Genomic DNA, 25,498 nt, shown 5'->3' with positions numbered 1-25,498 from the left:
GACGGGGAGCGGTTACGGTGCCGTCATGAGCGAGAACGCAACCCCCACCGGCCGCGGCCGGAAGACAGCCGTCGCACTGCTTGCGGTGGCGCTGGTGGCCGCCCTGGTCTGGGTGGCGGTCCTGCTGATGCAGCAGGCGGGCGGACCGGAGGCCGGAACCCCCGGTACGACGCCGCCCCCGGACTCGAGCGCGGCGCCCACCTCCGCGGGTGGTTCCGCGACGCCGACCCCCTCGCAGAGCCCGTCACCATCTCCAAGCCCGTCGCCGACGGCGTCCGCCTCCGACCTTCCGGGCACCGCGCCGTCGTTGCCCGCCGCCGAGGCGGCCACGGTGGTCTGGCCCGATCCGGACGGCACCCTGCGGTACGGCGACCCGAAGGAGGCCGCCGCCGGCTTCGCCGAGGAGCTCGCGGGGTACACCGATCCCGTCTACGGCGAGTTCATGCAGGGCGATTCGCGCTCCGGCGAACTGGAGGTCCGCGCGGTCGCGGACGGCGCGGTGACCACCGTGCTGCTGCGGCAACTGTCCGACGGCAACTGGTACGCCCTCGGGGCGATGAGCACGGAAATCCAACTGGAATCGCCCGCTGCAGGCGAGCAGATCGTCTCGCCTGTCACGCTGTCCGGTTCCTCGCGCGCGTTCGAGGCCACCGTCGAGGTTGCGGTCCGAGCCCACGGCAGGGACGAGCCGCTCGGGACCGGGATCGTGATGGGTGGATCCGGGCCGGACATGGGGCCGTTCAGCGGGAACGTCGAATGGGACAACCCCGGTTCCGGAGGCGGCGCGCTGGTGCTCTTCGAAACCAGCGCCAAGGACGGCAGCGTGTGGACGGCCACCGCGGTTCCGGTCGGGTTCGCCCCGCAGCCGTAGCGGCGGCGCCGCCTATCCGTCCCCGCCTATTCGTCCTTGGACGAACCGATCCGCCGCCGCGCGCTGAGCAGCTCGACTTCGGGACGGTACGCGACGAGGCGTTCGACGGCGTCGAGTACCTCCACCACGTGCGCGCGGTCCGCGGCGACGACGGCCGCGGAGATCCCCGCGCGCCGGTGGAGGTCCAGGTGCCCCGTCTCGGCGGCCGAGACCTCGAAGCGGCGCCGCACCTCGGAGATGATCGGGCGCACGGCGGCCCGCTTCTCCTTGAGCGAATGCACGTCGCCGAGGAGGAGATCGAACTCGATCCAGCCGAACCACATGGTTTCATCATCCACCCTCATGTGGCCTGCGGCACCTGTAGGGCGTGAAGAGGCAAGTCAGGACGCGTATGGCGGGACACTCGGTGGAACGCCCCAAGGCGGAGTGAGTAGGCTGGGGGCATGTCCCTTCGCAACCGACGCGCGGCATCGCTGCCCGCCAAGCTTTCCCGCTCGTGGCTTCTGGTGAACGCCGCGAAGCCGGAACTGTACGCGCCCGCGCTCGCCTCCGAAGCGGACTCGGTCATCTTCGACATGGAGGCCGCGGTCCCGGACGCGCAGAAGACCGATGCGCGCGACGCCGTCGTGCACGCCCTGAACTCCGGAATGACCGCCTGGGTGCGCGTCAACGGCCTCGAAACCGAATTCTGGGCCGACGACCTCGCGGCCCTCTCCAAGGCCAAGGGCCTGCGCGGCGTCATGCTGGCCATGACGGAGAAGCCGGAACAGGTGACCTACACGGCCATGCGCCTGCAGGCCGGCACGCCGGTGCTCGCGCTGATCGAATCCGCCATCGGCATCGAGAACGCGACGGCGATCGCCTCCGCCCCGGGCACGTTCCGGCTGGCCTTCGGCACCAACGACTTCCGCAAGGACACCGGCGTCTCCGAGGACCCCCTGGCCCTGGCGTACGCGCGCGGCAAACTGGTGGTCGCCTCCCGCGTCGGCCAGCTCCCGGGCGCCATCGACGGCCCGGCCACTCCCGGCGCGACCGGGGGAGAGGTCCACGCCGCCTGCCAGACCACGGCGTCGATGGGCATGACCGGCAAGCTCTGCCTCTCCGCGGACCAGGTCGAGGACGTCAACACCGGCCTGTCCCCGAGCACCGACGAACTCAGCTGGGCCCACGACATGCTCTCGGCGCACGCCGCCGGCGCCTCCATCGGCGACGGCTCCTATCTCCCGCGGCTGGCCCGCGCGCAGAAGATCGCGGACCTCGCGGACTCCTACGGGCTCTGGAACGCCTAGGCCTTTCGGGCAAACGGAAAGGCCCCGGTTGCGCCGTATGGCGCTTCCGGGGCCTTTCGTCGTTCAACCTCGCCTGACGGCGGGTGGAGCTATGGGGTTACAGCGGGCGAATGTTCTCTGCCTGCAGACCCTTGGGACCCTGCACGACGTCGTATTCGACCTTCTGGTTCTCGTCGAGCGAGCGGTAGCCGCTGCTCGCGATTGCGGAAAAGTGAGCGAAAACGTCCGCCGATCCATCGTTCGGCTCGATGAATCCGAAGCCCTTTTCTGCGTTGAACCACTTAACGGTGCCTGTTGCCATGATGCTTCCTTCGATATTGCGTACAGCTGCGATCGTAGATCAGGGAGCCTCGCAGCATCGCTGGGTCCCTCCCCTAAACGTATGGTGACGTGGGCGGTGTGGCAAGCGATACGGGGTATTGGTTTCCCGCAGGACGCCGAAAGTTCACATTTGTCCCGGTTGCGGGTGGATTTCGGTGAAATCGGAACGTTTTTCCGGCCACGGCGCGGTGCCGCGTTGCCGGATGTGACGTGCCTTGGTGCGTCTATGACGCCGCGCCCGAGGGGGCGGACGACGGCGATGCGGCCCATTCCGCGCGCCGCTCCACCGCGTCGGCCTCGCGTTGGGTCTCCCGTGCCTGGACCCTCGCGTCGTCGAGAAGCCGGCGCGCCCGGTTCGACTCCTTTGCGGTCGCCTCGAGGTCGCGGGTGGCCCCCTGTGACTTGCGCGCCGTCCGCTCCAGTTCGCGGGTCCGCGCGGCGACGAACCCGCCGGGCATGGACCCGTAGAGTTCGGCGGCGACCGCGGCCAGGTCCACGTACCTAGTGTCCGTCGGGCGCCGCGACCAGGACGTTGCGCTGGGCGCCGAGACCTTCGATCTCCGTCTCCAGGACGTCGCCGGCCTTCAGCCAGGGGTGGCGGCCGTGCTCGTTGCGCCGACCCAGGGCGACGCCGGCCGGGGTGCCCGTGAGGATCAGGTCGCCGGGGCGCAGCGTCACCATCGTGGAGAGGTACGCGACCAGCGCGGCGGGGGAGAAGACGAGGTCCGCCGTCGAATCCTGCTGCACCACCTCGCCGTTGACGCGGGTGGTGATCCGGGCGCCGGGGGTGAACTCGTCCGGGGTCACGAGATAGGGGCCGACCGGGCTGGCCGCCTCCCAGCACTTGCCCTGGGTCCACTCCGGCGTGCGGCCCTGCCAGCCGCGCATCGAGACGTCGTTGGACACCGCGTAACCGGCGATGTGCCGTTCGGCGTCCTCCTCCGGGATGCGCCGGCCGGCCGCGCCGATGACGATGGCGAGTTCGCCCTCCCAGTCGATCCGGTGGTCCTCCGCGGGGATTTCGATCTCGTCCGTGGGGCCGGTCAGGGATTCGGCGAACTTCGTGAAGACGGTCGGGAACTTGGGGGTCTCGTTGCCGGTTTCCGCGATGTGGTTGCGGTAGTTCAGGCCGATGCAGAAGACCTTGGCCGGGGCGGGGATCAGCGTCGCGAAGGTGGCGGCGCCGGCGTCGTGCCTTGCGCCGTTTGCCTTGGCCGCGTTCAGCGCGGACTCGCGCTCCGCGGCCGGCGCGGCCAGGAGGGCGCCGACGTCGTCGAACCCCTCTATTTCGACGGCGGCGGAGCCGTCGATGAGGGCGGCGAATGTTCCGCCGGATTCCGGGTGGCGAAGGGTGGCGAGTCTCATGGGACCATCCCACCACAGGGGCGCGGAGCCTGTGGGCACGGGGGTGGAAATGCGTCGTTCGCCGTGGGAGAAATGAGCCAAAAAGGGACTGGCACTCCGCGGCGGAGAGTGCTAATTTAATCCTGGGTTGAGCGGATGGGACTCAAGTTTGAGGACCGTCGATCGACCCCCACAACACGAGAAACACGGCACCGGGGTGGTGCCCCACGAAGGAGTTGATCATCATGGCAAACACATTCGATCCGTTCCGCGAGCTCGACCGCGTGGCCGGCGCGCTGTTCGACAACCGCCTGCGCGACGTGCCCATGGACCTCTACCGCCAGGGCGACCACTACATCCTCAGCGCCGACCTGCCGGGCATCGATCCGGGATCGGTGGACATCGACGTCGACGGCCAGCTGCTGACCATCCGCGCCGAGCGCACGCTGGGCGAGCAGGAAGGCGTGAAGTGGCTGACCCGCGAACGCCGCGGCGGCAGCTTCGTCCGCCAGCTCAACCTGGGCCAGGGCATCAACATCGAGGCGATCACGGCGCACTACAACAACGGCGTCCTGATGCTCACCATCCCGGTGCGCGAGAGCGCGAAGCCGCGCAAGATCGCCGTCGAGACGGGCAGCCGGGACAACGGCGCCGACCAGATCGAGGGCGAGGCGACCTCGGCCCCCGGCGGACAGGGGGCCGTGGGGCAGTAGGCCTCCGGATCTCGCCGAAGCCAGATGCCCCACCCTTGCGTTTCGACTGAGGTAGATGTCGGTTTCCCCCCGGATTCGGACATCTACCCTCGTCGAAACGGGGGTGGGGGACATCTGGCTTCGTCGAAAGAAGGCGTCGCGGTGGGGGCTAGCCCTGGGTCTCCGCGTAGAACCATTCGATGTGCTCGCGCAGCAGCTTCGAGGCGCGCTGGCCTTCCCCGGCCGAGACCGCCCCGAGGATGCCGTGGTGCTGGGTGCGCAGCACGGCCGCGACCGGTTCCCAGTCCTCGTCGCTGCGGATCGACTCGGCCACGTAGTCGCTGATCGACAGCCGCAGCGACTCCATCATCGCCTCGATGACCGCGTTCCGTGCCAGCGAAGAAAGCAGGACGTGGAAACGGGCGTCGAGGGCGTGGAAATCCGACCGGCCGAGCGCCGGGTCGTCCATCTGCTTGAGCAAATCCGCGGCCACGGCGAGTTTCGCGCGTGTGGCGTCGTTTTCCGGGTCGATCTTCGTGGCCTCCGCAGCGCCGGTTTCCAGCAGGATGCGGGTCTGGACGATCTCGGCGACCGTCAGCTGGCGGGTGGCGACGTGCAGCCGCAGAGCGGCGGCCAACCCGGCGGCCGGCCGAGACACGATGACCGCGCCGGCGTTCGGGCCGGACCCCGTGGACGTCCGCACGACGCCGAGCACGTCTAGGATTCGTATGGCGTCTCGAACCGACGCCCGCGAGAGCCCATGCGTCTCGGCAAGGGCCCGCTCTCCCGGAAGCTGGTCGCCCAGCTTCAGCGAGCCCGAGCGCAGTTCCGCCTCGATCGCCTCGAGCACGGTTTCGTAGGCCCGCGGGCTGGGGGATCTGGGGGGCTGGCTGTTCACCGAATCATCCTCCCACGTAACGAGGGGCGGGGGCGCCTGGAACGAGTGTGCCCGCCCCTCGCTGCGTGGCACGGGATCAGTCTCCGGACGCCCGGCCGGCGGACCGCGGGACGGCAAGGTGGGGCTTCTGGTTGAGCATCCACCGGATCGCCAGCGTGATGCCCGCGAGCAGCAGGACCAGCATGACCGTTCCGAGGTTCAGGCCCAGCCCGTGGATAACGAGTAGTGCCAGCGTACCGGCGGCCAGGCAGTAGTAGGTGGTGACGATGATGGTCTTGCGCAGCAGGTCGCCCTCCCGGCCCAGCATCCCGACGGTCGCGGAGGCGGCGACGATGTTGTGGATGGAGATCGGGTTGCCGCCCGCCCCGCCCACTGCCTGCGCCGCGACGACCGTCTCCGGGGGAACGCCGATCTGGGCGCCGGTGGAGAACTGGAACTGCGCAAAGGTCAGGTTGGACACAGTGTTGGATCCGGCGACGAAGGCGCCGAGGGCACCCACCCACGGCGCGATCGCTGGCCAGGCCCCTCCGGAGACCGCGGCCGCGGCCTCCGCCAGCGTGACCGGCATGCTGGAGAGGCCCGAGGCGTTGAGTTCCGGGCCCGACTGGATGAGGATGCGGACCAAGGGAAGTGCGAAGAGCAGTGCGACGGCGGTGCCGAACAGTTGTCCCGCGGAGACCTTGAACGCGCGGGCGATCTGCGTCCCGTTCATCCGGTGCAGGATGAAAGCGAACACCGAGGCGAGAATGAGCATGAAGCCCGGGAGGTAGAACGGTTGCACGGTGGTGGTGATACCCGTCCCCAGGATGTTCTCGACGGGGATGGCGAGGCCGGTGAGGAAACCCTTGAGGTCCGGAATGACGCGGGAGGCAACGAGCAGCACGCCCATCAGGACGTACGGAGCCCAAGCCCGGACCGTGTTCATCGGGGCGGACATGTCTGCGGCCTTCGCCGGTTCCAGCGTGCCGGTCCAGCGTGCCTCCCAGCCCGAAGCCGGCCCGAAGTCGAAGGTGTCCTTGGGCATCAGGAACCCGCGGCTGGACGTGAACATCACCAGGGCCAGGCCCGCGAGTCCGCCGAACAGCGACGGGAACTCCGGGCCCAGGAACCGGGCGGTAAGCACCGAGGGGATGGTCATGGCGACGGACGCGTAGAGCGCGAACGGCCAGATGGCCAGGCCGTCCCGGAAGCGCCGCTCGGGGCCGAAGAACCCCGTGAGCATGCAGACGAGGAGCAGCGGGATGAGCAGCCCGATGACGGCGTGGATCGCCGCGACCTGGAACCCGATCGCATTGACGAATTCGGGCATGGTCAGGCCGAGCAGGTTGACGCGCTCCGCGACGGCTGGGTCGCCGCCGAGTCCCTGGTTGACCCCGATGAGGATGGGCGTGCCCACGGCGCCGAAGCTCACCGGGGTGCTCTGCACGATCAGGCCCACCATGACGGCGGCCATGGCCGGGAAGCCCATCGCCAGTAGCAACGGGGCGACGACGGCGGCGGTGGTGCCGAAGCCGGAGGCTCCCTCGATGAAGCTCCCGAAAAGCCAGCCGATGATGATGGCCTGGATACGGCGGTCCGGGGAGATGTTGTTGAATCCGGCGCGGATGGTGGACATCGCGCCGCCCACCGTCAGCGTCGAGAGGAGGAGCAGCGCGCCGAACACGATGTAGAGCATGGTGCCGGCGACCACGAGGCCCTCGAGCGACGCGGCGAGCACGCCGCTGAAGTCCATCTTCCACACCAGCAGCGCCACCACTACGGCGACGGCGTAGCCCACAGGCATGGCGTACTTGGCCGGCCAGCGAAAGCCGGCAAGAAGCACGCCCACCACGAGGATCGGCGAGAGCGCAAGAAGCGCGAGTACGGCTAGGTTGTCCATGTTTCTGGTCCTCTCTGACCATTCTTGCGCTGCGTGGGGGATTCCGCATGACCGCGCCGAGACGAAGAGACTGTGGTCGGACCACTATGGTCCGACCACAGAAGCATAACCTAGGATTACTGCATGTTGTGAGGGGCATCACGCGAAGGTCGCGCGACCTGTGATGTTGGACTCCGTTGCGGAGGCGTGCCTACTATGGTCTGACCACACGGCGGCGCCGTGTGTAGCCCCATCCCCCGAAAGGCGCTCCATGAGAATCGCACTCTTCGCCACCTGCATCGTCGATGCCATGTACCCGAGCACGGCCCGGGCCACGGTGGCCATCCTCGAACGGCTCGGCCACGAGGTCGTCTTTCCCGCCGGACAGGCCTGCTGTGGGCAGATGCACCTGAACAGCGGCTACTTCGACGAGGCCCTCCCGGTGGTGCGCAACCACGTCTCCGCCTTCGAGGCCATGGAGTACGACGTCGCCGTCGCGCCTTCCGGCTCGTGCGTCGCCTCGGTGAAGCACCAGCACCCGATGCTCGCGCGGCGCTGCGGCGACCAGGCGCTGGAGGGCCGGGCGACCGCCGTCGGAGCGAAGACCTACGAACTGTCCCAGCTGCTCACCGACGTCCTCGGCGTCACGGACGCGGCAACGCAACTCGGCTCGCACTTCCCCCACCGCGTCACCTACCACCCCTCCTGCCACGGCATGCGCCTGCTCCGTCTGGCCGACCGGCAGTTGGACCTGCTGCGCACGGTGGGCGGGATCGACGTCGTCGAACTCCCCGAGGCGGACCAGTGCTGCGGCTTCGGCGGCACGTTCTCGATGAAGAACGCCGGCGTCTCCTCCGCGATGCTCGCCGACAAGGCCGCCGCGATCGAATCGACCGGCGCCTCCCTCTGCGCCGGCGGCGACGCCTCCTGCCTCCTGCACATCGGCGGCGGGCTCTCGCGCACCGGAAGCGACGCCGGAACCGTGCACTTCGCCGAGATCCTCGCCAGCACGCTGGAGGCACCGTTGGCGCACGACGGCGATGCCACCGTGCGGACGGGGGCGTCCCGATGAGCGGCACGTTCCTGGGCATGCCCGCGCTCCCCGTCTTCGGCACCGGCAACCTGCACGCCGACGAGGCCTTCCCGGCCGCCGCCGAGCGCGAGCTCGGCAAGCCGCAGCTGCGCGCCAACCTCCGTCACGCAACCCACACCATCCGCGACAAGCGCCTGAAGGTGGTCGGCGAACTCTCCGACTGGGAGCAGTTGCGCGATGCCGGTTCGGCCACCAAGGAGGCCGTGATGGCGCGGCTGCCGGAGCTGCTGGAGCAGTTCGAGGCGAACTTCACCGCCCGCGGCGGGACCATCCACTGGGCGCGCGACGCCGCCGAGGCCAACCGCATCGTGACGGAACTGGTGCGCGCGACCGGATCCACCGACGTCGTCAAGGTCAAGTCGATGGCGACCCAGGAGATCGGGCTGAACGAGCACCTCGAGGCGGAGGGGATCTCCGCGTTCGAGACCGACCTCGCGGAGTTGATCGTGCAGCTCGGGCACGACAAGCCCAGCCACATCCTGGTGCCCGCGATCCACAAGAACCGCACCGAGGTCCGCGACATCTTCCTGGCCGAGATGCCCGGCGTCGACCCGGAACTCACCGACGACCCGGCGCTGCTGGCCGCCGCGGCCCGGAAGTACCTCCGCCGCAAGTTCCTGGACACCCGCGTGGCCGTCTCCGGCGCGAACTTCGCGATCGCGGACACCGGCACGCTCGGCGTCGTCGAGTCCGAGGGCAACGGGCGGATGTGCCTGACGCTCCCGGAAACGCTGATCACCGTGATGGGCGTGGAAAAGCTGCTGCCGTCGTGGGAGGACATGGGCGTGTTCATGCAGCTGCTCCCGCGCTCCTCCACGGGCGAGCGGATGAACCCGTACACCTCCACGTGGACCGGAACCACGGACGGAGACGGGCCTCAGGACATGCACCTGGTCATGCTGGACAACGGCCGCAGCGCCGCGCTGGCGGACAAGATGGGCCGCGCCGCGCTGCACTGCATCCGCTGCAGCGCATGCATGAATGTGTGCCCGGTCTACGAGCGCACCGGCGGGCACGCCTACGGCTCCACGTACCCGGGACCGATCGGAGCGATCCTCTCGCCGCTGCTCACCGGGATCACGTCCGAGGAGAACGGCTCGCTGCCCTACGCCTCCACGCTTTGCGGGGCCTGCTACGACGCCTGCCCCGTGAAGATCAACATCCCCGAGATCCTGGTGGAGCTGCGCGCGCAGGACGTCGAGGCGCAACGTAAGGAACGCCGGATCCCCAACCAGATGGACCTCATGATGACCGGAGCCTCCTGGGCGTTCTCCTCCGGGAAGCACCTGGGACTGCTCGAGAAGGCGCTGCCCCTGGGCCGGCTGGCAGCGGGACGGAAAAAGAAGATCAAGAGGCTGCCCGGGATCGCCGCCGGCTGGACCAGCAGCCGGGACATCCCGGCGCCCCCGGCCCGGGCCTTCCGCGACTGGTGGGCGAAGGAACACCGGCCACCGTCCGGGGCATCCGGCGGCGGGACCCCACCGAAGGAGAACGGCAAATGAGCGCCCGCGAAGAGATCCTCGACCGGCTGCGCGCGGCCCTGTCCGACGCCCCGGCCGCCCCGCCCATCCCGCGGGAGAACCGGCAGGCCGGCGACCTGGACGCCGACGCGCTGATCGAGATGCACATCGACCGGCTGGTGGACTACAAGGCCAGCGTCCGGAACGTCGCCGCCGCGGAACTGCCGGCGGCGCTCGCCGAACTGCTGTCCGGCGCGGGCAGCTACGTGGTCCCCCCGGGGATCGACGCCGCGTGGCTGGACCACCCGGACCTGGCCGGCGACGCCCGGCGCCGAGTGGATGCCGTGGACGCGCCGCTGACCGTGGCCGAACTGGATGCCACCGACGCGGTGCTGACCTCCAGCACGGTCTCCGTGGCCGAATCCGGGACGATCATGCTCGACGGCAGCCCGAACCAGGGGAGGCGCGCGATCAGCCTGATCCCGGACCAGCACGTGTGCGTGGTGCCGGCGTCGTCCATTGTGCAGATCCTGCCCGAGGCGCTCCCGCGGCTGGACCCGGTCCGCCCGCAGACGTGGATCTCGGGGCCGAGCGCGACGAGTGACATCGAACTGGAGCGGGTCGAGGGGGTCCACGGCCCCCGCCAACTGGACGTGGTCATAGTCCGCGACCTCTAGCCCCTTCTCCCGTTTCGACGAAGGTAGATGCTCTCTTTCGGGGGAATTCCGACATCTACCTCCGTCGAAAAGGGGTGGGAGGACATCTGCCCTCGTCGAAACGGATGAGGCGCGCGGCCGCGGCCGTGCGGCAACCGCGGACAAACTAGCCTTGACGGGTGAGCGAATACACCGAACGCGCGTCCGGCGAGCTGGTCCAACCGATCATCCTGTTGGTCGACAAGGCCGATCCCGCGTCCCACGCCGAGGGGGTGGCCGCGGCGGCACTCGCCTCCGTGCAGGCCTTTCTCGGCGACCTCGATAATCCCGACTGGCAGGCGTGGGCCGCGGGTGCGTTCGCCAAGACCGTCCGCCGGGCCGACGTGAATCCGTTCGCCAAGATGCTCGCCGCGCACCCGGACCACGCTCTTGCTGAGGTCGGAAAGGGCCGGGCCGCCGGGCTCGGGCCGATGCCCGCGGACGGGCTCCCGAAGCCGCTCGCGAAGCTGCAGGTTTCCGGCACGCAACTCCCCGCCGGGCCGCCGCTGCCGGATGCGCCCGTGACGATCGCGCTCAATGCGTCCCTGGACATGTCCACCGGCAAGGCCGCCGCGCAGGCCGCCCACGCGTTGTTCGCGTGGTTGCTTCAGGCGGATCCGGCCACTGTCCGAGCCTGGCGCGCGGCCGGGTGCCCGCTGTCGGTCCGTGATCTCGTCCGCCGCGACTTCCGGGCCGGCGCCCGCGCCGCGGCTGGGCCCGTCATCCAGGACGCGGGCCGCACGGAGATCGCGCCGGGCTCGGCAACGGCCTACGTCGTCGTCACCCTGTAGGGTACGACGCCGGTGCGCCGCACCGCGGAGCCGCGCCCCGGCGTCGTGCTTTCGACGGAGACAGATGTCGGCGCCATTCGTTTCGACGACGGTAGATGCTGGAGTTTGGTCCGAAAGCGACATCTACCTTCGTCGAAACGAGATGGGGGCGCTAGTTGGCCGTGACGGATGCGTCGTCGATGCGGAACAGGGTCGCATACGAGGAGTCCTCGACGCCCTTGAACCGCAGGGCGACGGTCTTGCCGCGGAAGTTGTTCAGGTTGACCGTCCGCTCCTGGTACGTCGAACCCGCGTCCAGGTTGGACCAGGTGCCCATGTTGTACGTGCCGTTGCCGTCCAAAATCTGGACGGTCAACTTGTCGTAGGCGTAGGAGGACGTGCCCTCGTTCGTCAGGACCCGCAGGTGGAACCTCAGCTCCGCGGAGGTGGCGTTGGACGGGATCGCGACCTTCTGGTCCAGCGTGTACGTGGTGGAGCTGCCCCAGCCGTTCAGGGCGGCCAGGCCGCTACCGGTGCGGGCGGCGGAGCCGGTCTCGAAGGTGTCGGCGCGGTTGGCCGTCCAACCGGTCGAGCCGCTCTCGAATCCCGGGTTGGTCAGCAGGTTCCCGCTCGGCTCCGGTGACGGCTCCGGGGTGGATCCGCCGAGCGCGTTCATGATCTTGGTGGCGTCCACCAGTCCTGTGCCGCAGCCGATGCTGCAGCCCGCCGGCATGGGACGGGTGCCGTCCTTCAGCGCGGACTCGACCTGGGCGGGCGTGAGCGTCGGGGACTTGGACTTCATGAGGGCAACCATGCCGGCGACGTGTGGGGTGGCCATCGAGGTGCCCTGGTAGAAGGCGTAGCCCTCGTTGGCCGGCGTCGTGGTGCCGGTGTTGATGGTGGACAGGACGCCCTGGCCGGCGTAGCGCGTGTCGCCGCCCGGGGCCGTCACGTCGATGGCGGAACCGTAGTTCGTGTAGAAGGTCGGGCTCCCGGAGGGGTTGCTGGCGGCGACCACCACCACGTTGCCGCAGTTGGCCGGGCGCACGTTGAGCGCGTCCTGGCTTTCGTTGCCGGCAGCGACGACCACCGAGGTCCCGAGGGAAACGGCGGAGTTGATGGCGCTCTGGTAGGTGGTGCCGCACGCGCCGCCGCCGCCGAGGGACATGTTGATGGTGTCGGCGGGGTTCGGGTTCGCGGGCACGCCGGGGACGGATCCGCCCGCAGCCCAGACGATGGCGTCGGCGATGTCGGAGAGGCTGCCGCCACACTTGGCGAGCACGCGGACCGGGACGACCTTGGCGTCCGGAGCGACGCCGGCAACGCCCTTGAAGTTGTTGGTCACGGCAGCTACGGTTCCGGCGACGTGCGTGCCGTGCCAGGAGGAGTTGCCCGGGGTACTGGCGCCGCATTCGCCGGCCGCGTACCAGTCGCCCTGGTCCAGGGGGTTGGCGTCGCGGCCGTTGCCGTCGCGCGCCGAGGTGGAGTTGGAGACGAAGTCGTAGCCGGGCAGGACGTTGGCGTTCAGGTCCGAGTGGTCGGTGATGCCGGTGTCGAGCACGGCGACGACGCTGCCGGATCCCGTGGAGGAATCCCAGGCGGCCGGCAGGCGCATGCCGTTGGTGCCGCTGTAGTGCCACTGCTCGCCGTAGCGGGTGTCGTTCGGGCTCATCGAGATCTTCATCATGGCGTCCGGCTCGATGGATTCGATGAGGCCGGAGGCCGCGATGCCAGCCATGAAGGCCTTGGCGTCGGCGCCCTCGAGTTCCTTGCTGGCCTTGACCACGAAGCCGCCGACGGCCATGGCGCGCAGTTCCTTGACGGAAACACCCGCGTCCTTGGCGGCCTTGCCCCAGGCCTTGGCGCGTTCGGACTTGCCCGCGGCCTTCGCGGAGCGCTTGTACTGGACGATGAACTGGTCGTAGCTTTCGCCGGGTTCGATCGAGCCGATGGTGGCTTTCGAGTCGCCGTTCGGCGCGGGTGCGGGCTTGGCGGCCGACACGGAGGTCGGGACCGCGGCGGCCGGGAGTGCGCCGGCGCCAATGCCGGCGAAACCGATGGCCACGGCCGCGGAAGCGGCCAGGGTTCGGGTGAGGGGGGTGGCAAAACGTGCCATGAATGGTCTCCTTTTTGATTTGTGATGCCCGCGCGGGAGTACCGGTGATCAAGCGGATGAGGCGCGTGCCGCTAGGGAGCGTAACCCCGAATATTTGACGAAGGAAGAGTGTATGAAAGAATACCTTGAGAAAATTTGATGGATTAAGTCACAGTTCAACCGATTATGTAACGCAGATGCCCAACAATTTCCGCGCCCTCGTTTCAACGAGGGTAGATGCAGGATTCGCCGCCGTATCGAGCATCTGCCTTGGTCGAAAGGAAGCGTCGAGACATCTGCCGTCGTCCAAATGCCGGCACGGGTGCCGCGGGACCGGGGCATGGCACGAGGGCGCGGCGACCCCCGCTGGTTCCCCGTGGGGCGTGGATGGTGGGATCGGCGGTCAGCGGAAGGCGGGGACGCCGGTGATCTTGTTGCCGAGGATGAGGATGTGCACCTCGTCGGTGCCCTCGTAGGTGCGGACCGATTCGAGGTTGTTGGCGTGGCGCAGCGGCGAGTGGCCCAAATGGTGGGCCAGTCGGAGGCCCTTGTTGATCTCCAGCGCCATGTCCACGAGCTTCTGCTGGGTCATCTGGTACCAGGCGAGCGGCTTGTCGAACTGCATGCGGGTCCGCGAGTAGGCCAGCGCGTCCTCGAACGCGTCGCGCGCCGCGCCCATGGCGCCCCGGACGATCCCGTAGCGGGCCTCGTTCAGGCAGGAGAACGGGCCCTTGAGACCGACGCCGTTCGGCAGCACCGCGTCCGCGGGGAGGCGGACGTCGGCCAGGTCGATCTCGCACTGGATCGAGGCGCGCATCGACAGCTTCGGTTCGATCGGTGTGGCCGTGATCCCGGCGGTGTCGGCGGGGACCACGAAGCAGCCGATCGCCTCGCCGGCGGCCATGGCGGGCAGCCAGCGCTGCTTCTGCTCCTCGGAACCGTGCTTGTGGATCGCGGACATCGCCAGGGAACCCTGGACGGAGACGAACGTGCGCAGTCCGGAGTCCCCGGCCTCCAGCTCGGCGGCGGCGAGGCCGTATTCGACGGCGGAGCGGCCCGCGCAACCATAGCCCGTCAGGTGGATCCCCAGCAGGCCGAGCTTGGCCATCTTCGGAACGATCTCCAGCGGGAAATGCGCGTCCTCGTACCAGCGCGCGATGTTCGGCTTGATCTCGGTCTTCACGAACTCCCGCACCCGGTCGCGGAGTTGAAGTTCCGCGGGCGTGAGCAGCGCATCGAAGTCGATCAGGTCCGCGGGCCCAGCGGGCGCCTCGGAGCCGCCAGCGGAGTCGGGGTTTTGGATTCCGGCCGTTTTGCTCATGCGATGGCTCCCGTGTTGGTGGATTGCAGTACGACGCCGGTGCGTTGCGTTCGGCTGGCGGCTTCAGCCGGTATCCCTTCCGGGTCGGAGTGTTGGCCCTCGATATCGACGATCAGTGGCATATGGTCGCTGTGCTCGAGCCAGTCGTCGGGTCGGCCGACAGCCACGCTCGCCGCCAGCCTTCCGGCGAAGGCGTAGTCGATGTGATGCGGTTTCTCAATGTTCCTGGTCGCGAAAAACGTCGGGTGCCGCTCCGCTCCCTGGGCGGTTTTTTCCTGTCCGTGGTAGGCGCTGTGCCGGCCGAACCGTTCCAGCTTTTCCACGAGCATCGAGTGGTTCCGTCCCGTGTGTAGGCGATCCCAGTTGGCACTGCTGTTGAAGTCGCCGATCAATAGCGACGGCGCACGCTCTAGGAAGTCCCGGTGCCGGTCGACGATTTGGTGGGTGACGCGAACATACTTCAGGTCCTTGTCGCGGACGTGGGCCCACAGTCCAATGATGTTCAACCCATCGACAGTGAACGGAAGATGCCATGGCAGGCGCGGGTCGGCGTCGTGCGATTCGTAGTTGCGCTCGGTGAAGCCAATGGCGCCCAGTCCCTTGTTCGGGTTGGAGCCGATCCATGCTTTGAACGGTGCGGTGGACTCGGTGACCGCCTTCTGGGAAACCTCGGCCAAAATGACGACGTCGGGCCTCAGCGACTCGATCAGGTGCCGCTTCTTGGCATAGGCCATGGCACAGTTCCACGACACGATGCGCAAGGGTCTTGCGTCCATCTCACGCCCAGTGGCGGGCGCGAAATCTTGGTGTGCATGGGCCCCCGTCGGTCGGTTCGATGCCGAGCCTACCGCCACGGTCCCGAGGTTCCTTTCGCGGGATATAACCGCCAGGGCGCCGCGGTAGGCGATGTTTCAAGGACCAGACGTGGGCGCTTCCGCAGCCCGCGTGCTTCTCGTGACGATCTGTTCCAACTTTTGGACGAGCATCATGGGGGGGCAGGGCCGGAGGGACCAGAACGGGGTCCGCTGGCGCCGTCCGCCATCCGGCAACTCGATGAATTGGGGTTCCTTCCGAGCATTCTTCGAGAGAACTTCGCGGCCTGACCTGAGTTCGGGATCTGCTCCTCTTTCGACGACCCCAGATGTCCCTGTCGCACGTTTCGACGAAGGCAGAAGCTCGAGTCCGGCACCAAATGAGCATCTACCTTTGGCGAAACGCGGCAGAGGGGGCCGTGTGGTTCGGGCACGGTCTTGCCGCAGCAAAGGTACAGCTTTCGGGCAGTAGCAGCAGGCTTCGGACAGGTTATGCGCAAGGTCGGTGTTTGCGAAGAGCCGGATTGCTAATTTTGATTTGTGGCCAGCGCAGGGCTCGCCACCATCATCCTGAACATGGAGCACGAATGATCGCCAAGATTGCAGCCGGAGTCCTCACCGCATCCCTCCTCGTGGGCGGAAGCGCCACTGCGGCCCTTGCCACGGAGCACGCCGCCGGAACCACTGAGCCCGTCATCACCGAGGTGGCTCCCGCGCCGATCACCGCAATTGACGTCGCAATCTCGAAGAGTGTTTTCAAGCAGGCTCAGATCGATGCGCGTGCCGCTGAAAAGCAGGTTCGCGTTACCGCTGCCGCGGCGGTCAAGACCGTCGCTGTCGAGGTGAAGTTGGCAAAGGGTAAGGCCAAGAAGGCCGCCCAGCTTGAGCTGAAGAACCTGCGCAAGGCAAACGCTGTTGCGTTGAAGGAACTTCGTGCCGAGAACCGAGTCGTCGTAGCTGAGGCTCGCGCCGAGTACCAGGCTCTCGCCGCTGCCTACGAGGCGCAGTTGGCGGCCGAGCAGCCGGTTGCCGAGGAGCCCGCAGTCTAGGACAAAAAGCACACGCGAAGGGCGCCGTCTCAGTTAGAGACGGCGTCCTTCGCGTGAACGGTTCCTGATTCTCCTCGAGCAGCCTTCGGGCAAGCCTTGTTCCGACAATTTCAGCTTGGCCACCAGCATGGAATGATTGCGGCCCTTGGGCAAGGAGGGCATAGCCATGGCATGGTCTCCACGAGACGATTCCCAGGGCCGTAGCCTCCAGCTCACGCCGCAGCTGGGGCAGCCATAAGGACCGTGAGTTCCAGTCCGCTCGCTGCTAAGTTCAATACTTTTAGATCCCGAGTTCTTGCGAATCATGAGACGGCTATCCTTTGCTGCAACTCGCAAGAAAGGCCATCAGCGGAGTCCCGTCCGCGGTGTCGAAAAGGGTGTCAAGGGAGACGTTGAACTCCAGCTTTCGGGCAAAGGGGACATCAACCGCGTCATACCCGTGCTTCAGTAGTTCGCCCGTCATCATGAGCCGGGCCGACCTTTTGTTGCCATCAAAGTAGAACTGCCGGCGGGTGGCCCCGGCAAAATAGGCGAGCGCTCGTTCACGGGGGTCACTGATGCTTCCCAAATACTCCAGGAGGGAGTCCATCTCCTCAAGAAGATGTGCGCCTCCCATGCCGGGCTCGGTTGGAGAATAAATGCCTCCGTGCGACAGGCGAACATGTCCACCGCCCGAGACTGATCCCTCGCCCCTAAAGTGTCCGCTCTCGATGGCTTCGTGGCGGGCCACCAGACTGTGGAGCCGATCAGAGATTGATTTGGTCAGCGTGAACACACCGTCGCGCACCAGCTCATCCGTCAAGGAATAGCCCTCACTGAGGGCTATGATCTGTTCTGTTTCCTCGAGGGACTTTCCGCCCACAGTCACGCCGTCGAGCAAAGTTCTTACCTCGGGCAGCGTGAAGTTGTTGCCCTCCAAGGCGGCGGCATTCCAAATGAGGTTCGGGAGCGATGCGCGGAAGCGTGCCCGGGCCTTGTCGTTCCCCACGCGGCGAATCCGCGTGACGTCTATCGCCGTTGAGTCCCAGGCGAAACCGCAGAGTTCTAATCTGGCACTGTCTTCGCGGGTCCTTGGTGGGAGCGGGCGGGCATTGGCCGCGGGGGCCAACTTCTTTACGTACTGATTGGGACCAACGGCCCACTTTCGCCGTTCTGCCATGCTCACCACTGCCTTGCAATTGACTCGGCTACCTCGGCGAGATGGCCGCCCAAGGAAAACCCGTCAATGAGGGCCTGAATCGGCGCAACATAATTAATTCCCTCGAGTATGAAGGATCCTTGGAACAATGCTGGCGTGGCGGTCGCCACGATAACTGAAGCGGTGCGGGGCGAGCGAGCGTCCTGCATGGTCTCGGCCAGGAGCGATTTAACTAGGCTCGGTTGTGCGGTCCATAGTACTTTCGCGCCATCGAGCGGACGCCCGGATCCAAGCTGTAGGTGGGGCTGCCCCGATAGGGCCCACGCCGTGCCCGTGGCATCGCCGGCGGATGCAAGACGCAGGTCATCAACGTTGCCCCGGAGGTAGACGCTCGGCGGGCGGAGAACAAGGAGTCCTGACGATCGACCGGCATAGTCGAGGATAGCGACGGGATCGTCGAGTCCGACCCTTTCGAATCGCCGCACCCACTGATCTGTTTCGTTCGTATGGTCAGGCTCGAAACCCTGCTCCAAGAGGACCCGAGCCGCTTGGGCGGCGAAGGGGTCGCTCAGGGGACGTACATCTAGGTCAAGATCGAAACCACAGGCGATAGCCAGTTCGCGCAGCGTTCCCAGCGACGGGTCAGTCTCTCCACGCTGGATGCGGTGGATGGATGATCGAGACACCCCTGAAGCAAGCGATACGTAGGACTTGCTCAGCCCCGCCCGTCGAATCCACTCGCCTACTAAAACTTGCTCCATATATGGGACAGTACCAGTTTTGTCCCGAATATGGGACAGTGCAAGCGTGAAGGCGGAACCCATGAACCTTGGCCCGTGGTGAGGTCGTTTTAGGGGAACGCCGGAGCCTGGATTCTCGCGGCCATCGACTCCATCTGCTCGATCACCAGCTTGATCGCCTCCGGCTGCTTGTCCGGCGGGTAGCCATTGAGCACCAGCAACCGCTTGATCGAGGACCGCAGCTTCGCCCGCACGTCCTCGCGGACCGTCCAGTCCGTCCGCACGTCCCGGCGCATGATCGTCACCAGCTGCCGGGCGATGTCGGCCAGTTTCCCCTAGGAAGCCAACACGGTGTCCAACGGGACCTGGACCGTGGGGGTGGACATCGCCGCCGGAACCTACCGGGCCACCGAGCCGGTCGACTCGAACTGCTACTGGGCCATCCTGCGCACCGGGAGCAACGGCGACGACATCGTCGAAAACGACCTCCCGGGCGGCGGGCGTCCGAGCGTGAACCTCTCCAAGGGGCAGGACTTCAAGTCCAACCGCTGCGGGAGTTGGAGCAAGCAGTAGCCGCTCCGCTTTCGCCGTTATCCACCGCATTCACCACATCCAGCGCATTCACTCGGGCCGCAAGGCCCACCCGAAAGGACTCACCGTGAGCAACACCATGCAGCATCCGGCCGCCCCGCACGGCATGCCCTTCCCGGCCGCCGAACCGAAATCGTTCCTGACCACCTGGCTGCTCTCGCTGTTCCTGGGTATCTTCGGCGTCGACCGCTTCTATCTGGGGAAGGTCGGGACCGGTCTGCTCAAGTTGGTCACGCTGCGAGGGCTCGGCGTCTGGGCGCTGGTGGACCTGGTCATGATCCTGGCCGGAGGGATGCGCGACAAGAGCCGTCTGCCCCTGCGGTCCACGTCCAAGCAGCGGATGGTGGCGTGGATCGTGAGCGCCGTCGTCGTCGTGCTCGGCGCCGTCAATGGGGCCGCCGGCGCGGGCGGGGCGGCCACCGTGCCGACCGGTGGCGGGCAGGCCGTGGTGGAAGAGGCCGCCGTGGAAGAAGCCGCCGTGGCGGCGGTGGAGTCGCCGACCGCGGCGGCGTCCATTGAGGAAGAGGCACCCGTCGAGGCCGAGGCCGCGTGGACCGAGGTCGTCGCGTTGGATGGACGTGCCGACGCGGCCAGCCCCACCTTCGAGCTCACCGGTGGCGAGGCGCGCATGACCTACAGCTTCGAGGGCGACCCGGACATGTCAATCGGTGCCGTCTACGTGCTGACCGAGGGAACGGACCTCCACGCCGACGGCGGGATCCCGCTGGTCATGCTGAGCGAACCGGAAAGCTCCACCACCGCCCTGCACAAGAACGCCGGCAGCTACTACCTGAACGTGACCGCGGCCAACATGAGCGGCTGGACGGTCACGATCGAGGAGAAGAAGTAGCGGGGTCCCGCGGCGGGGGCTTGCGACGTCGGCATCTCGACAAAGCCAGATGTCCCCGCCCCCCGTTTCGACGAAGGTAGATGCTGGAATTCCGCCCAAAACGGACATCTACCTTCGTCGAAACGGGAGGGGAGGAGCGGGGCGGCTGGCTAGGGGCCGGCTACCAGGCGGTCTCCTTCCCACCGGACCGGCAACGGATCGATGATGCCACCCAGGAACGGGCCAGTCTCGTTGGCGTCGCGGAATGCGAAGAGCCACCAGGACCGATCATCACGGCGCTGGAGCAGCCGGCCCACGTAGAGGCTTTCGTCCGTCAGCGGGTAGGCGTTCTCGATGTCGAACGGTCCCAGGAGGGATTCCGCGGGCACGGCCCAGGTGCCGCCGCGTTCGCCCTGTCTGGCCTGCGTGGAGTGGGCGGCGCCGCAGGAGAAGATGAGCACCGGGCGGCCCTCGACCTCCTCCACCTGCAGGACCTCCAACTGCCCGAAGCCGCGCTCGGAAGGAGCGGTGAGCGGGTCGCGGAGCTCCCAGGAACGCAGGTCGGCGGACGACGCATGGCCGACCACCCCGCGTCCCAGCACCGGACCCTGCGGGGAACGGGCCGTGATGAGCATGTGCCAGCCATCGCCGTCGGGCGCAGGGAAGACCCAGGGGTCGCGGAAGGCCTCGTCGTGCCACGCTCCGGAGGCGAGCGTCTCGTAGCGCGCCGGATCCGCTTCGAGGACCGGCGCCCCGTGCTTCTCCCAGACCATGAGGTCCGACGACGTCGCATAGCCGACGCGCTGCACGTTGATCCCGTCCGGCGACAGCGAGGCCCCCGTGTAGAAGAGGAACCACGTGCCGTCGGGGTGCCGGACCACCGAACCGGTCCACGTGGCGAGGTCGTCGAACGCCGGGGCGTCGCTGCGGACGAGGGCGTCCGCGACGCGGGTCCAGGACGTCAGGTCCGCAGACACGGCGTGCCCGATCGACGCCCGGTGGTGGCGGGCGTCCGGATCGTGCAGGGCGCGCGAGGCGTAGAGGAAGAAGAGGTGGTAGGTCTCGCCGTCGTCGGCGAACCAGTAGTCCCAGACCCAGGAATCGGGCAGGTCGAACATGTGAATCCTTTCGTTGGCCGGCGCCAAGCCGGCGGAAGTGGTGGGGGTGTACCGGCCGGGCGACTAGCCCTTGACGCCACTCGCGGCAATGCTGCTCACGAAGGCACGCTGGAAGATCAGGAAGACGATCAGGACCGGAAGCGTAATCAGCGAGGTGTAGGCCATGACCTCGCCCCACGCCGTGTTGATTTGGAAGAAGTACTGCATTCCCACCATCACCGGACGCTTGGCCTCCTCCTGGACCACCATGAGCGGCCACAGGTATTGGTTCCACGCCGGCAGGAACGTCAGGATCGCCACCGTGGCGAAGGCCGGGCCGGACAGCGGAACGATGATGCGCCGGTAGATCCCGAACCAGCTGGCGCCGTCGATGCGGGCGGCCTCGTCCAACGACGGCGGAATGGTGGAGAAGTACTGCGTGAACAGGAAGATCGAGAACGCGTTGGCGATGAACGGCACAATCTGCACCTCGTAGGAGTTCAGCCAGCCGAAATCGTACTTCAGCAGGCCGCCTTCGAAAACGAGCGTCGGCAGCTTGTTCACCCAGTAGACCATCGGCACCGCGATGGTCTCGAACGGGACGATCAGCGTTGCGACGACGAACGTCAGCACCACTGCACGGCCCCTCCATCGCATCCGGGAGAGCGCAAAACCGGCCATCGAATTGACGACCAGCCCGATCCCGACCGTCAACACGGTGACGAGGACGGAGTTGAAGAGGAACTGCGCCACGGGCACGCGGTCAAAGACCCCGAAGTAGTTGTCCAGGCTGATGTCCCCGCTCGGGACGAACGCCATCGGCGAGTCGATGTCCTGCAGGATCTGCGCATCCGGCTTGAGGCTGGAGACGAACATGAAGACCAGCGGGAACAGGAAGAGCACGGCCAGGGCGGACATGCCCAGGTAGAAGCCGATCCGCCGGATCCGCCGTTGCCGCGACGCGGACGGGGCGGCCTTTCCGGGACGCTGGGCGTCCCGCGGTGCGGTTGCTAGTTGTGTGGTGCCCATGTCAGGTCCTCTCTCGGGTAAGCCAGCGCTGAACCAGCGTGATGAGCAGGACGGCGATGAAGAAGATCAAGGAAATGGCGGCCGCGTAGCCGATCTCCTGCTGTTCGAAGCCCTTGCGGACGGCGTGGAAGACCAGGGTGGTGGTCGAGTTCAGCGGTCCGCCCTGGGTCATGACGTCGATCTGTACGAACAACCCGAGCGCGGCGATGGTGATGGTGACTAGGACGAATACCATGGTCGGTTTGAGCCCGGGCCAGGTGACGTTCGTGAATTGCTTCCATGGGCCGGCCCCGTCCATGCGCGCGGCCTCGTAGAGCTCATCCGGGATGGTCTGCAGGCCGGAAAGCCAGATGATCATGTGGAAACCCACGGCCTGCCAGATGGAGAGCACAATGATGGCGCCGAGCGCCGTATCCGGATTCTGCAGCCAATCGACGCCGCTCCACAGACCGAACGTCAGCATGTCGATGAAGGAGTTGATGAGCCCCTCCTTCTGGTACATGAACTTCCAGAGGATGGATACGACGACGATCGACGTCACCACGGGGATGAAGAAGATCACCCGGAAGGCGGTTACGCCGCGGAGCTTCTGGTTGACCAGCACCGCGAGCAGCAGACCCAGCCCGGCCTGCACGGGGACCACGACGACGGCGAAGATCACCGTGTTCCAGACGGAGTCCAGGAAGACGGGGTCCGCGGTGAAGACGCGGAGGAAGTTGTCGAATCCGACCGCGCGCGGCGGGTTCGGCGAGATCAGGCGCGCATTGGTGAAGGAGAGCGTGAAGGTCAGGAGGACTGGGATCAGCAGGAACGTCACCAGGAGTATTCCGGCCGGCGCGATCATCGCGAGCCCGGCCCAACTCTCCCGGCCGCGCGCGGAGCGGAACTTGCGAGGGGGACGACGGCGGGCCGCCGTCGTCGTGGGTGCTGCAGCGGTCATTATCGTGTTCTTCCGTCAGGGGCGGCGGGGGCCGGGAGCCCCCGCCGCCGTGCCGATCCCTAGAAGCCGTAGCCGTCGTTGGAGGCGATGTTCGCGTCGATTTCGTTGACCGCGGAGTCCAGTGCCTCTTGGGCGTCGGCGCCGCTCATGATGTCTTTCGCCGCCTTCTCGAAGGTGCTGGAGATGACGGCGTAGGCCGGCGTCTCGGGACGAAGGACGGCGTATTCCTGGGAGAACTCGACGAAGGGCCGGAGAACGCCGTCGTCGCCGAAGTGTTCCGAGGCCTGGGCGGCGGCCTCGGTGGCCGGGATGACCACCTGCTTGTCCGCGAACTCGGTGATGTACTCGTCCTGGAAGCTGAACTCGAGGTACTCGCGGGCGCCGTCGGCCGCGGCGCAGGAGGAGGAGATGCCCCACTGCCAGGAGCCGCCGCCGATCTTCGGGCCCTCGCCCAGATCGACCGGCGGTAGGATCAGCAGGTCGTCGCCCACGGCGTCGATGGCGTCCATCGCGTTCCAGACGCCCGTGTAGCTGAGGGCGACCTCGTCGTCAATGAATTCCTGGTTACCCACCGTGCCGTCGTTGCTGGCGTAACCGGACTCGAACAGCCCGGCGAACCACTCCGCCCACTCCACGGCTTCGGGGCTGTTGAGCGCGCCGTCGGCGGTAAGCATCGTTTCCCGGTCGATCAGGTCCGCACCGGCGCTCTGCAGAAACGGCGAGTAGGCGTAGGGCCACCACTCGCCGGTGTCTTCGGCGCCGATGTCGATCGGCGTTTCGTATCCCGCGGCCTTGAGCTTCTCGAGGGCAGACCCGAACTCGTCCTTGGTCCACGGCTGCTCCATGGTCGGAATCCTGATGTTCTCGGCCTCGAGGACCGACTTGCGGGCGAAGATGCCCAGCGCGGCGTCCCAGTAGCCGGCCGAGTAGATCTCGTCCTCCCATTCGCCGACCGCGGTCGGAAGCAGGTTGTCCGTCAGCTCGGTGGGGAGGTTCAGCGGCTGAAGGTGGCCGGCCCACGCCCAGTTCGGCATGATCGGGCCGTCGAGGTCGAGCAGGCAGGGAAGGTCGCCCGAGGCGGCGGCGGCCACGACGGCGTCGTTGTAGGCGCCCTGCGGGAAGGACTCGTGGACCACCGTGTAGTCCTCCTGCGACTCGTTGAAGTCGCTGATGATCCGTTCGTAGACGGCGAGCTCGGCGGGGTTTCCGGCCGAGTGCGTCCACATCTTCAACTCGGAACGGCCGTCGGCCGTGGTGTTGTCCTGCCCTGCCTGGCCGCATCCCGTGAAAGCTAGGACGGAAACGAGGGCGGTGGAGACAAGTAGTGGTGCGGTGCGTCGCGCCATTGTGGTTACCTTTCATAGGTGGACGGCTTCAGCGCCGGCCATTGTTCGGGTGCCGCCCCAGCGGGACGGCGTCTCGGATGTTCAGGCTCGCTGCCGGTCGATGCTTGCCGGCTTGGCCGGCGGCGGGCCCACAGATTCCCGTCTCACGACGGGGCACTCCATGCGGTGAACGGTGCCGTTTTTTACCGTGTTGACGCCGAGCACGGTCTCCATCGCCCAGCGGCCCATTTCGTAATGGGGAAGCGCGATGGTGGTCAAGGGGGGATCCAGCTCCGCGGCCACGAGTTGTTGATCGTCGTAGCCGACCACGGAGAGGTCTTGGGGAATCCGCAGGCCCCGGCGGTGGGCGGCGACGTAGACGCCCGCCGCCATGCGGTCGTTGAAGGCGAAGACCGCCGTCGGGCGTTTCTCCGCGGGCAGATCCAGCAGCTCGTCGGTGGCGGTCCGGCCACCAAGAGCTGTGGTGTCCCCACGCACGTGGAGTGCGGGATCCGCCTCGAGCCCCGCGGCCGCGAGGGCCTCCCGATATCCCGTCAGGCGGAGACCCGAAGCGAGCACGCCGGATTCGTTGCTGTCCACGTAGGCGATCCGCCGGTGGCCGGCGGCGATCAGTTCCCGGACCGCCGCACGGCCGCCCGCCTGGTCGTCCGGTACGACGGCGCTGTGCGAGGCCTGCGACGGCCGGCAGTCGAGGAACACCGTTTCCTTCACGAGGCCTTCCGGTGCCGGCACGACCCGGTGGTACATGCTGGCGTAGATCATCGCGTCGACCTGATGGGCGGCCAGTGCGCTGATCGAGTCCCGCTCGACAGCCGGGTCGCCGGCGGTGTCCACGAGCAAAAGCAGGCGGCCGTTCTCTCTTGCGGCATCTTGGGCTCCGGCGAGCATCCGGCCGGCGAACGGTGTCGTGGCGATCTGGTCCGAGATGAGGCCTACGGTTCTGGTCTGCCGGGTCCGAAGACCCCGCGCCAGCGAGCTGGGACGGTAGCCGATCTTCTCCGCCGCCTCCCTGACCCGCAGGCGGGTTACGGCGGAAATGCGGGAAGGCGCGTCGTTCAGGACCAGCGAAACGGTGCTCGCGGAGACGCCGGCAGCCTGGGCGACGTCTGAGATGCGAGGCTGGCCCAAGAAAAGTCACGTCCCTTGTGAAGAAGCTGATAAATCGATTGATCACGCTGTGGATCTATTGTGACACCGGTCACCATTCGGCGTCAAGGGGG

At 67.2% G+C, this 25,498-nt stretch carries 26 protein-coding genes and 1 pseudogene; 10 read left to right on the top strand and 17 right to left on the bottom strand.

Annotated elements, in window-relative coordinates; all coding sequences use genetic code 11:
- The first annotated feature begins 25 nt into the window (after positions 1 to 25).
- The gene (locus tag ACHAAJ_RS09225; RefSeq protein WP_435727792.1) at positions 26 to 871 is read left to right on the top strand and encodes a Gmad2 immunoglobulin-like domain-containing protein; all 846 of its coding nucleotides are present in this window, start codon (positions 26 to 28) and stop codon (positions 869 to 871) included.
- Positions 872 to 897: 26 nt separating this feature from the next.
- Here ACHAAJ_RS09225 and ACHAAJ_RS09220 read toward each other — a convergent pair whose 3' ends face one another.
- On the bottom strand, positions 898 to 1,194 hold the full coding sequence (locus tag ACHAAJ_RS09220) for a DUF503 domain-containing protein (protein WP_435727912.1): 297 nt from the start codon (positions 1,192 to 1,194) through the stop codon (positions 898 to 900).
- A gap of 120 nt (positions 1,195 to 1,314) precedes the next feature.
- Between ACHAAJ_RS09220 and ACHAAJ_RS09215 the strand changes: the two genes are divergently transcribed.
- Entirely contained in the window at positions 1,315 to 2,160 is an 846-nt protein-coding gene (locus tag ACHAAJ_RS09215; RefSeq protein ID WP_435727791.1) for an HpcH/HpaI aldolase/citrate lyase family protein, read from the top strand.
- 97 nt (positions 2,161 to 2,257) lie between these two features.
- Here ACHAAJ_RS09215 and ACHAAJ_RS09210 read toward each other — a convergent pair whose 3' ends face one another.
- The 3 genes from ACHAAJ_RS09210 to ACHAAJ_RS09200 form a co-directional block, all read right to left on the bottom strand.
- Complete coding sequence (locus ACHAAJ_RS09210) at positions 2,258 to 2,461, bottom strand: cold-shock protein (RefSeq protein WP_435727790.1); 204 nt, start codon at positions 2,459 to 2,461, stop codon at positions 2,258 to 2,260.
- 244 nt (positions 2,462 to 2,705) lie between these two features.
- Complete coding sequence (locus tag ACHAAJ_RS09205) at positions 2,706 to 2,978, bottom strand: hypothetical protein (RefSeq protein WP_435727789.1); 273 nt, start codon at positions 2,976 to 2,978, stop codon at positions 2,706 to 2,708.
- 4 nt (positions 2,979 to 2,982) lie between these two features.
- Entirely contained in the window at positions 2,983 to 3,846 is an 864-nt protein-coding gene (locus ACHAAJ_RS09200) for a fumarylacetoacetate hydrolase family protein (RefSeq protein ID WP_435727788.1), read from the bottom strand.
- 224 nt (positions 3,847 to 4,070) lie between these two features.
- On the opposite strand from ACHAAJ_RS09200, the gene ACHAAJ_RS09195 reads away from it, so the two are divergent.
- A complete protein-coding gene (locus tag ACHAAJ_RS09195; protein WP_435727787.1) occupies positions 4,071 to 4,538 on the top strand; it encodes an Hsp20/alpha crystallin family protein in 468 nt (155 codons plus the stop codon).
- 148 nt (positions 4,539 to 4,686) lie between these two features.
- Here ACHAAJ_RS09195 and ACHAAJ_RS09190 read toward each other — a convergent pair whose 3' ends face one another.
- On the bottom strand, positions 4,687 to 5,415 hold the full coding sequence (locus ACHAAJ_RS09190; RefSeq protein ID WP_435727786.1) for a FadR/GntR family transcriptional regulator: 729 nt from the start codon (positions 5,413 to 5,415) through the stop codon (positions 4,687 to 4,689).
- A 76-nt stretch (positions 5,416 to 5,491) separates the two neighbouring features.
- Positions 5,492 to 7,294 carry an L-lactate permease gene (locus ACHAAJ_RS09185; RefSeq protein WP_435727785.1) on the bottom strand — a complete coding sequence of 601 codons (1,803 nt, stop codon included), beginning with the start codon at positions 7,292 to 7,294 and terminating at the stop codon, positions 5,492 to 5,494.
- A 250-nt stretch (positions 7,295 to 7,544) separates the two neighbouring features.
- Between ACHAAJ_RS09185 and ACHAAJ_RS09180 the strand changes: the two genes are divergently transcribed.
- The 4 genes from ACHAAJ_RS09180 to ACHAAJ_RS09165 all read left to right on the top strand — a co-directional run bounded on the left by ACHAAJ_RS09180 (position 7,545) and on the right by ACHAAJ_RS09165 (position 11,312).
- Positions 7,545 to 8,345 (top strand): (Fe-S)-binding protein, encoded by an 801-nt coding sequence (locus tag ACHAAJ_RS09180; RefSeq protein ID WP_435727784.1) that lies wholly within the window; start codon positions 7,545 to 7,547, stop codon positions 8,343 to 8,345.
- Positions 8,342 to 9,868 carry a lactate utilization protein B gene (locus ACHAAJ_RS09175; RefSeq protein ID WP_435727783.1) on the top strand — a complete coding sequence of 509 codons (1,527 nt, stop codon included), beginning with the start codon at positions 8,342 to 8,344 and terminating at the stop codon, positions 9,866 to 9,868. The genes ACHAAJ_RS09180 and ACHAAJ_RS09175 overlap by 4 nt, the downstream gene beginning before the upstream one ends.
- Entirely contained in the window at positions 9,865 to 10,503 is a 639-nt protein-coding gene (locus ACHAAJ_RS09170; protein ID WP_435727782.1) for a LutC/YkgG family protein, read from the top strand. Before ACHAAJ_RS09175 ends, ACHAAJ_RS09170 begins: the two co-directional genes overlap by 4 nt.
- Before the next feature lie 158 nt (positions 10,504 to 10,661).
- Entirely contained in the window at positions 10,662 to 11,312 is a 651-nt protein-coding gene (locus ACHAAJ_RS09165) for a peptidyl-tRNA hydrolase (RefSeq protein WP_435727781.1), read from the top strand.
- Positions 11,313 to 11,463: 151 nt separating this feature from the next.
- On the opposite strand, the gene ACHAAJ_RS09160 is transcribed toward ACHAAJ_RS09165, so the two are convergent.
- From ACHAAJ_RS09160 to ACHAAJ_RS09150, 3 genes are all read right to left on the bottom strand, one after another.
- A complete protein-coding gene (locus ACHAAJ_RS09160) occupies positions 11,464 to 13,407 on the bottom strand; it encodes a S8 family serine peptidase (RefSeq protein WP_435727780.1) in 1,944 nt (647 codons plus the stop codon).
- A 382-nt stretch (positions 13,408 to 13,789) separates the two neighbouring features.
- The gene (locus ACHAAJ_RS09155) at positions 13,790 to 14,707 is read right to left on the bottom strand and encodes an acyl-CoA dehydrogenase family protein (RefSeq protein WP_435727779.1); all 918 of its coding nucleotides are present in this window, start codon (positions 14,705 to 14,707) and stop codon (positions 13,790 to 13,792) included.
- A complete protein-coding gene (locus ACHAAJ_RS09150; RefSeq protein WP_435727910.1) occupies positions 14,704 to 15,459 on the bottom strand; it encodes an endonuclease/exonuclease/phosphatase family protein in 756 nt (251 codons plus the stop codon). The genes ACHAAJ_RS09155 and ACHAAJ_RS09150 overlap by 4 nt, the downstream gene beginning before the upstream one ends.
- Positions 15,460 to 16,106: 647 nt before the next feature.
- Here ACHAAJ_RS09150 and ACHAAJ_RS09145 point away from each other — a divergent pair.
- Positions 16,107 to 16,568, top strand: coding sequence for a hypothetical protein (locus ACHAAJ_RS09145; protein ID WP_435727778.1), 462 nt, complete (start codon positions 16,107 to 16,109; stop codon positions 16,566 to 16,568).
- A 313-nt stretch (positions 16,569 to 16,881) separates the two neighbouring features.
- Here ACHAAJ_RS09145 and ACHAAJ_RS09140 read toward each other — a convergent pair whose 3' ends face one another.
- The 3 genes and pseudogenes from ACHAAJ_RS09140 to ACHAAJ_RS09130 form a co-directional block, all read right to left on the bottom strand.
- On the bottom strand, positions 16,882 to 17,556 hold the full coding sequence (locus ACHAAJ_RS09140) for a Fic family protein (RefSeq protein WP_435727777.1): 675 nt from the start codon (positions 17,554 to 17,556) through the stop codon (positions 16,882 to 16,884).
- A gap of 173 nt (positions 17,557 to 17,729) precedes the next feature.
- Entirely contained in the window at positions 17,730 to 18,467 is a 738-nt protein-coding gene (locus ACHAAJ_RS09135; protein WP_435727909.1) for a helix-turn-helix domain-containing protein, read from the bottom strand.
- A gap of 89 nt (positions 18,468 to 18,556) precedes the next feature.
- Positions 18,557 to 18,778 (bottom strand): annotated as a pseudogene (locus ACHAAJ_RS09130) (type I restriction enzyme endonuclease domain-containing protein); the annotation flags it as partial.
- Positions 18,779 to 18,797: 19 nt separating this feature from the next.
- Here ACHAAJ_RS09130 and ACHAAJ_RS09125 point away from each other — a divergent pair.
- Together ACHAAJ_RS09125 and ACHAAJ_RS09120 are read left to right on the top strand one after the other, a co-directional pair.
- Positions 18,798 to 19,019, top strand: coding sequence for an Rv1352/Rv1906c domain-containing protein (locus ACHAAJ_RS09125; RefSeq protein ID WP_435727776.1), 222 nt, complete (start codon positions 18,798 to 18,800; stop codon positions 19,017 to 19,019).
- Between the two features lie 85 nt (positions 19,020 to 19,104).
- Positions 19,105 to 19,887 (top strand): TM2 domain-containing protein, encoded by a 783-nt coding sequence (locus ACHAAJ_RS09120; protein ID WP_435727775.1) that lies wholly within the window; start codon positions 19,105 to 19,107, stop codon positions 19,885 to 19,887.
- 149 nt (positions 19,888 to 20,036) lie between these two features.
- Here ACHAAJ_RS09120 and ACHAAJ_RS09115 read toward each other — a convergent pair whose 3' ends face one another.
- The 5 genes from ACHAAJ_RS09115 to ACHAAJ_RS09095 form a co-directional block, all read right to left on the bottom strand.
- Positions 20,037 to 20,984, bottom strand: coding sequence for a glycoside hydrolase family protein (locus ACHAAJ_RS09115; RefSeq protein ID WP_435727774.1), 948 nt, complete (start codon positions 20,982 to 20,984; stop codon positions 20,037 to 20,039).
- Between the two features lie 63 nt (positions 20,985 to 21,047).
- Entirely contained in the window at positions 21,048 to 21,992 is a 945-nt protein-coding gene (locus ACHAAJ_RS09110; RefSeq protein WP_435727773.1) for a carbohydrate ABC transporter permease, read from the bottom strand.
- A 1-nt stretch (position 21,993) separates the two neighbouring features.
- Entirely contained in the window at positions 21,994 to 22,932 is a 939-nt protein-coding gene (locus tag ACHAAJ_RS09105) for a carbohydrate ABC transporter permease (protein WP_435727772.1), read from the bottom strand.
- 59 nt (positions 22,933 to 22,991) lie between these two features.
- The gene (locus ACHAAJ_RS09100) at positions 22,992 to 24,278 is read right to left on the bottom strand and encodes a sugar ABC transporter substrate-binding protein (protein ID WP_435727771.1); all 1,287 of its coding nucleotides are present in this window, start codon (positions 24,276 to 24,278) and stop codon (positions 22,992 to 22,994) included.
- A gap of 81 nt (positions 24,279 to 24,359) precedes the next feature.
- Complete coding sequence (locus ACHAAJ_RS09095) at positions 24,360 to 25,406, bottom strand: LacI family DNA-binding transcriptional regulator (protein ID WP_435727770.1); 1,047 nt, start codon at positions 25,404 to 25,406, stop codon at positions 24,360 to 24,362.
- Between the last annotated feature and the right edge of the window lie 92 nt (positions 25,407 to 25,498).

Source organism: Arthrobacter arnarulunnguaqae (assembly GCF_051262515.1).
GTDB lineage: Bacteria > Actinomycetota > Actinomycetes > Actinomycetales > Micrococcaceae > Arthrobacter_N.
The sequence above is the reverse complement of the archived record's forward strand: the minus strand, read 5'-3'. Positions and strand labels throughout refer to the sequence as shown.

Bases quoted from the DNA above. Each gene is read 5' to 3' on its own strand.
- ACHAAJ_RS09110 (WP_435727773.1), bottom strand. From the start codon at position 21,992: ATGGGCACCACACAACTAGCAACCGCACCGCGGGACGCCCAGCGTCCC.
- ACHAAJ_RS09225 (WP_435727792.1), top strand. From the start codon at position 26: ATGAGCGAGAACGCAACCCCCACCGGCCGCGGCCGGAAGACAGCCGTC.
- ACHAAJ_RS09180 (WP_435727784.1), top strand. From the start codon at position 7,545: ATGAGAATCGCACTCTTCGCCACCTGCATCGTCGATGCCATGTACCCG.
- ACHAAJ_RS09220 (WP_435727912.1), bottom strand. From the start codon at position 1,194: ATGTGGTTCGGCTGGATCGAGTTCGATCTCCTCCTCGGCGACGTGCAT.
- ACHAAJ_RS09105 (WP_435727772.1), bottom strand. From the start codon at position 22,932: ATGACCGCTGCAGCACCCACGACGACGGCGGCCCGCCGTCGTCCCCCT.
- ACHAAJ_RS09175 (WP_435727783.1), top strand. From the start codon at position 8,342: ATGAGCGGCACGTTCCTGGGCATGCCCGCGCTCCCCGTCTTCGGCACC.
- ACHAAJ_RS09145 (WP_435727778.1), top strand. From the start codon at position 16,107: ATGATCGCCAAGATTGCAGCCGGAGTCCTCACCGCATCCCTCCTCGTG.
- ACHAAJ_RS09210 (WP_435727790.1), bottom strand. From the start codon at position 2,461: ATGGCAACAGGCACCGTTAAGTGGTTCAACGCAGAAAAGGGCTTCGGA.
- ACHAAJ_RS09200 (WP_435727788.1), bottom strand. From the start codon at position 3,846: ATGAGACTCGCCACCCTTCGCCACCCGGAATCCGGCGGAACATTCGCC.
- ACHAAJ_RS09185 (WP_435727785.1), bottom strand. From the start codon at position 7,294: ATGGACAACCTAGCCGTACTCGCGCTTCTTGCGCTCTCGCCGATCCTC.
- ACHAAJ_RS09215 (WP_435727791.1), top strand. From the start codon at position 1,315: ATGTCCCTTCGCAACCGACGCGCGGCATCGCTGCCCGCCAAGCTTTCC.
- ACHAAJ_RS09170 (WP_435727782.1), top strand. From the start codon at position 9,865: ATGAGCGCCCGCGAAGAGATCCTCGACCGGCTGCGCGCGGCCCTGTCC.
- ACHAAJ_RS09155 (WP_435727779.1), bottom strand. From the start codon at position 14,707: ATGAGCAAAACGGCCGGAATCCAAAACCCCGACTCCGCTGGCGGCTCC.
- ACHAAJ_RS09100 (WP_435727771.1), bottom strand. From the start codon at position 24,278: ATGGCGCGACGCACCGCACCACTACTTGTCTCCACCGCCCTCGTTTCC.
- ACHAAJ_RS09135 (WP_435727909.1), bottom strand. From the start codon at position 18,467: ATGGAGCAAGTTTTAGTAGGCGAGTGGATTCGACGGGCGGGGCTGAGC.
- ACHAAJ_RS09160 (WP_435727780.1), bottom strand. From the start codon at position 13,407: ATGGCACGTTTTGCCACCCCCCTCACCCGAACCCTGGCCGCTTCCGCG.
- ACHAAJ_RS09195 (WP_435727787.1), top strand. From the start codon at position 4,071: ATGGCAAACACATTCGATCCGTTCCGCGAGCTCGACCGCGTGGCCGGC.
- ACHAAJ_RS09115 (WP_435727774.1), bottom strand. From the start codon at position 20,984: ATGTTCGACCTGCCCGATTCCTGGGTCTGGGACTACTGGTTCGCCGAC.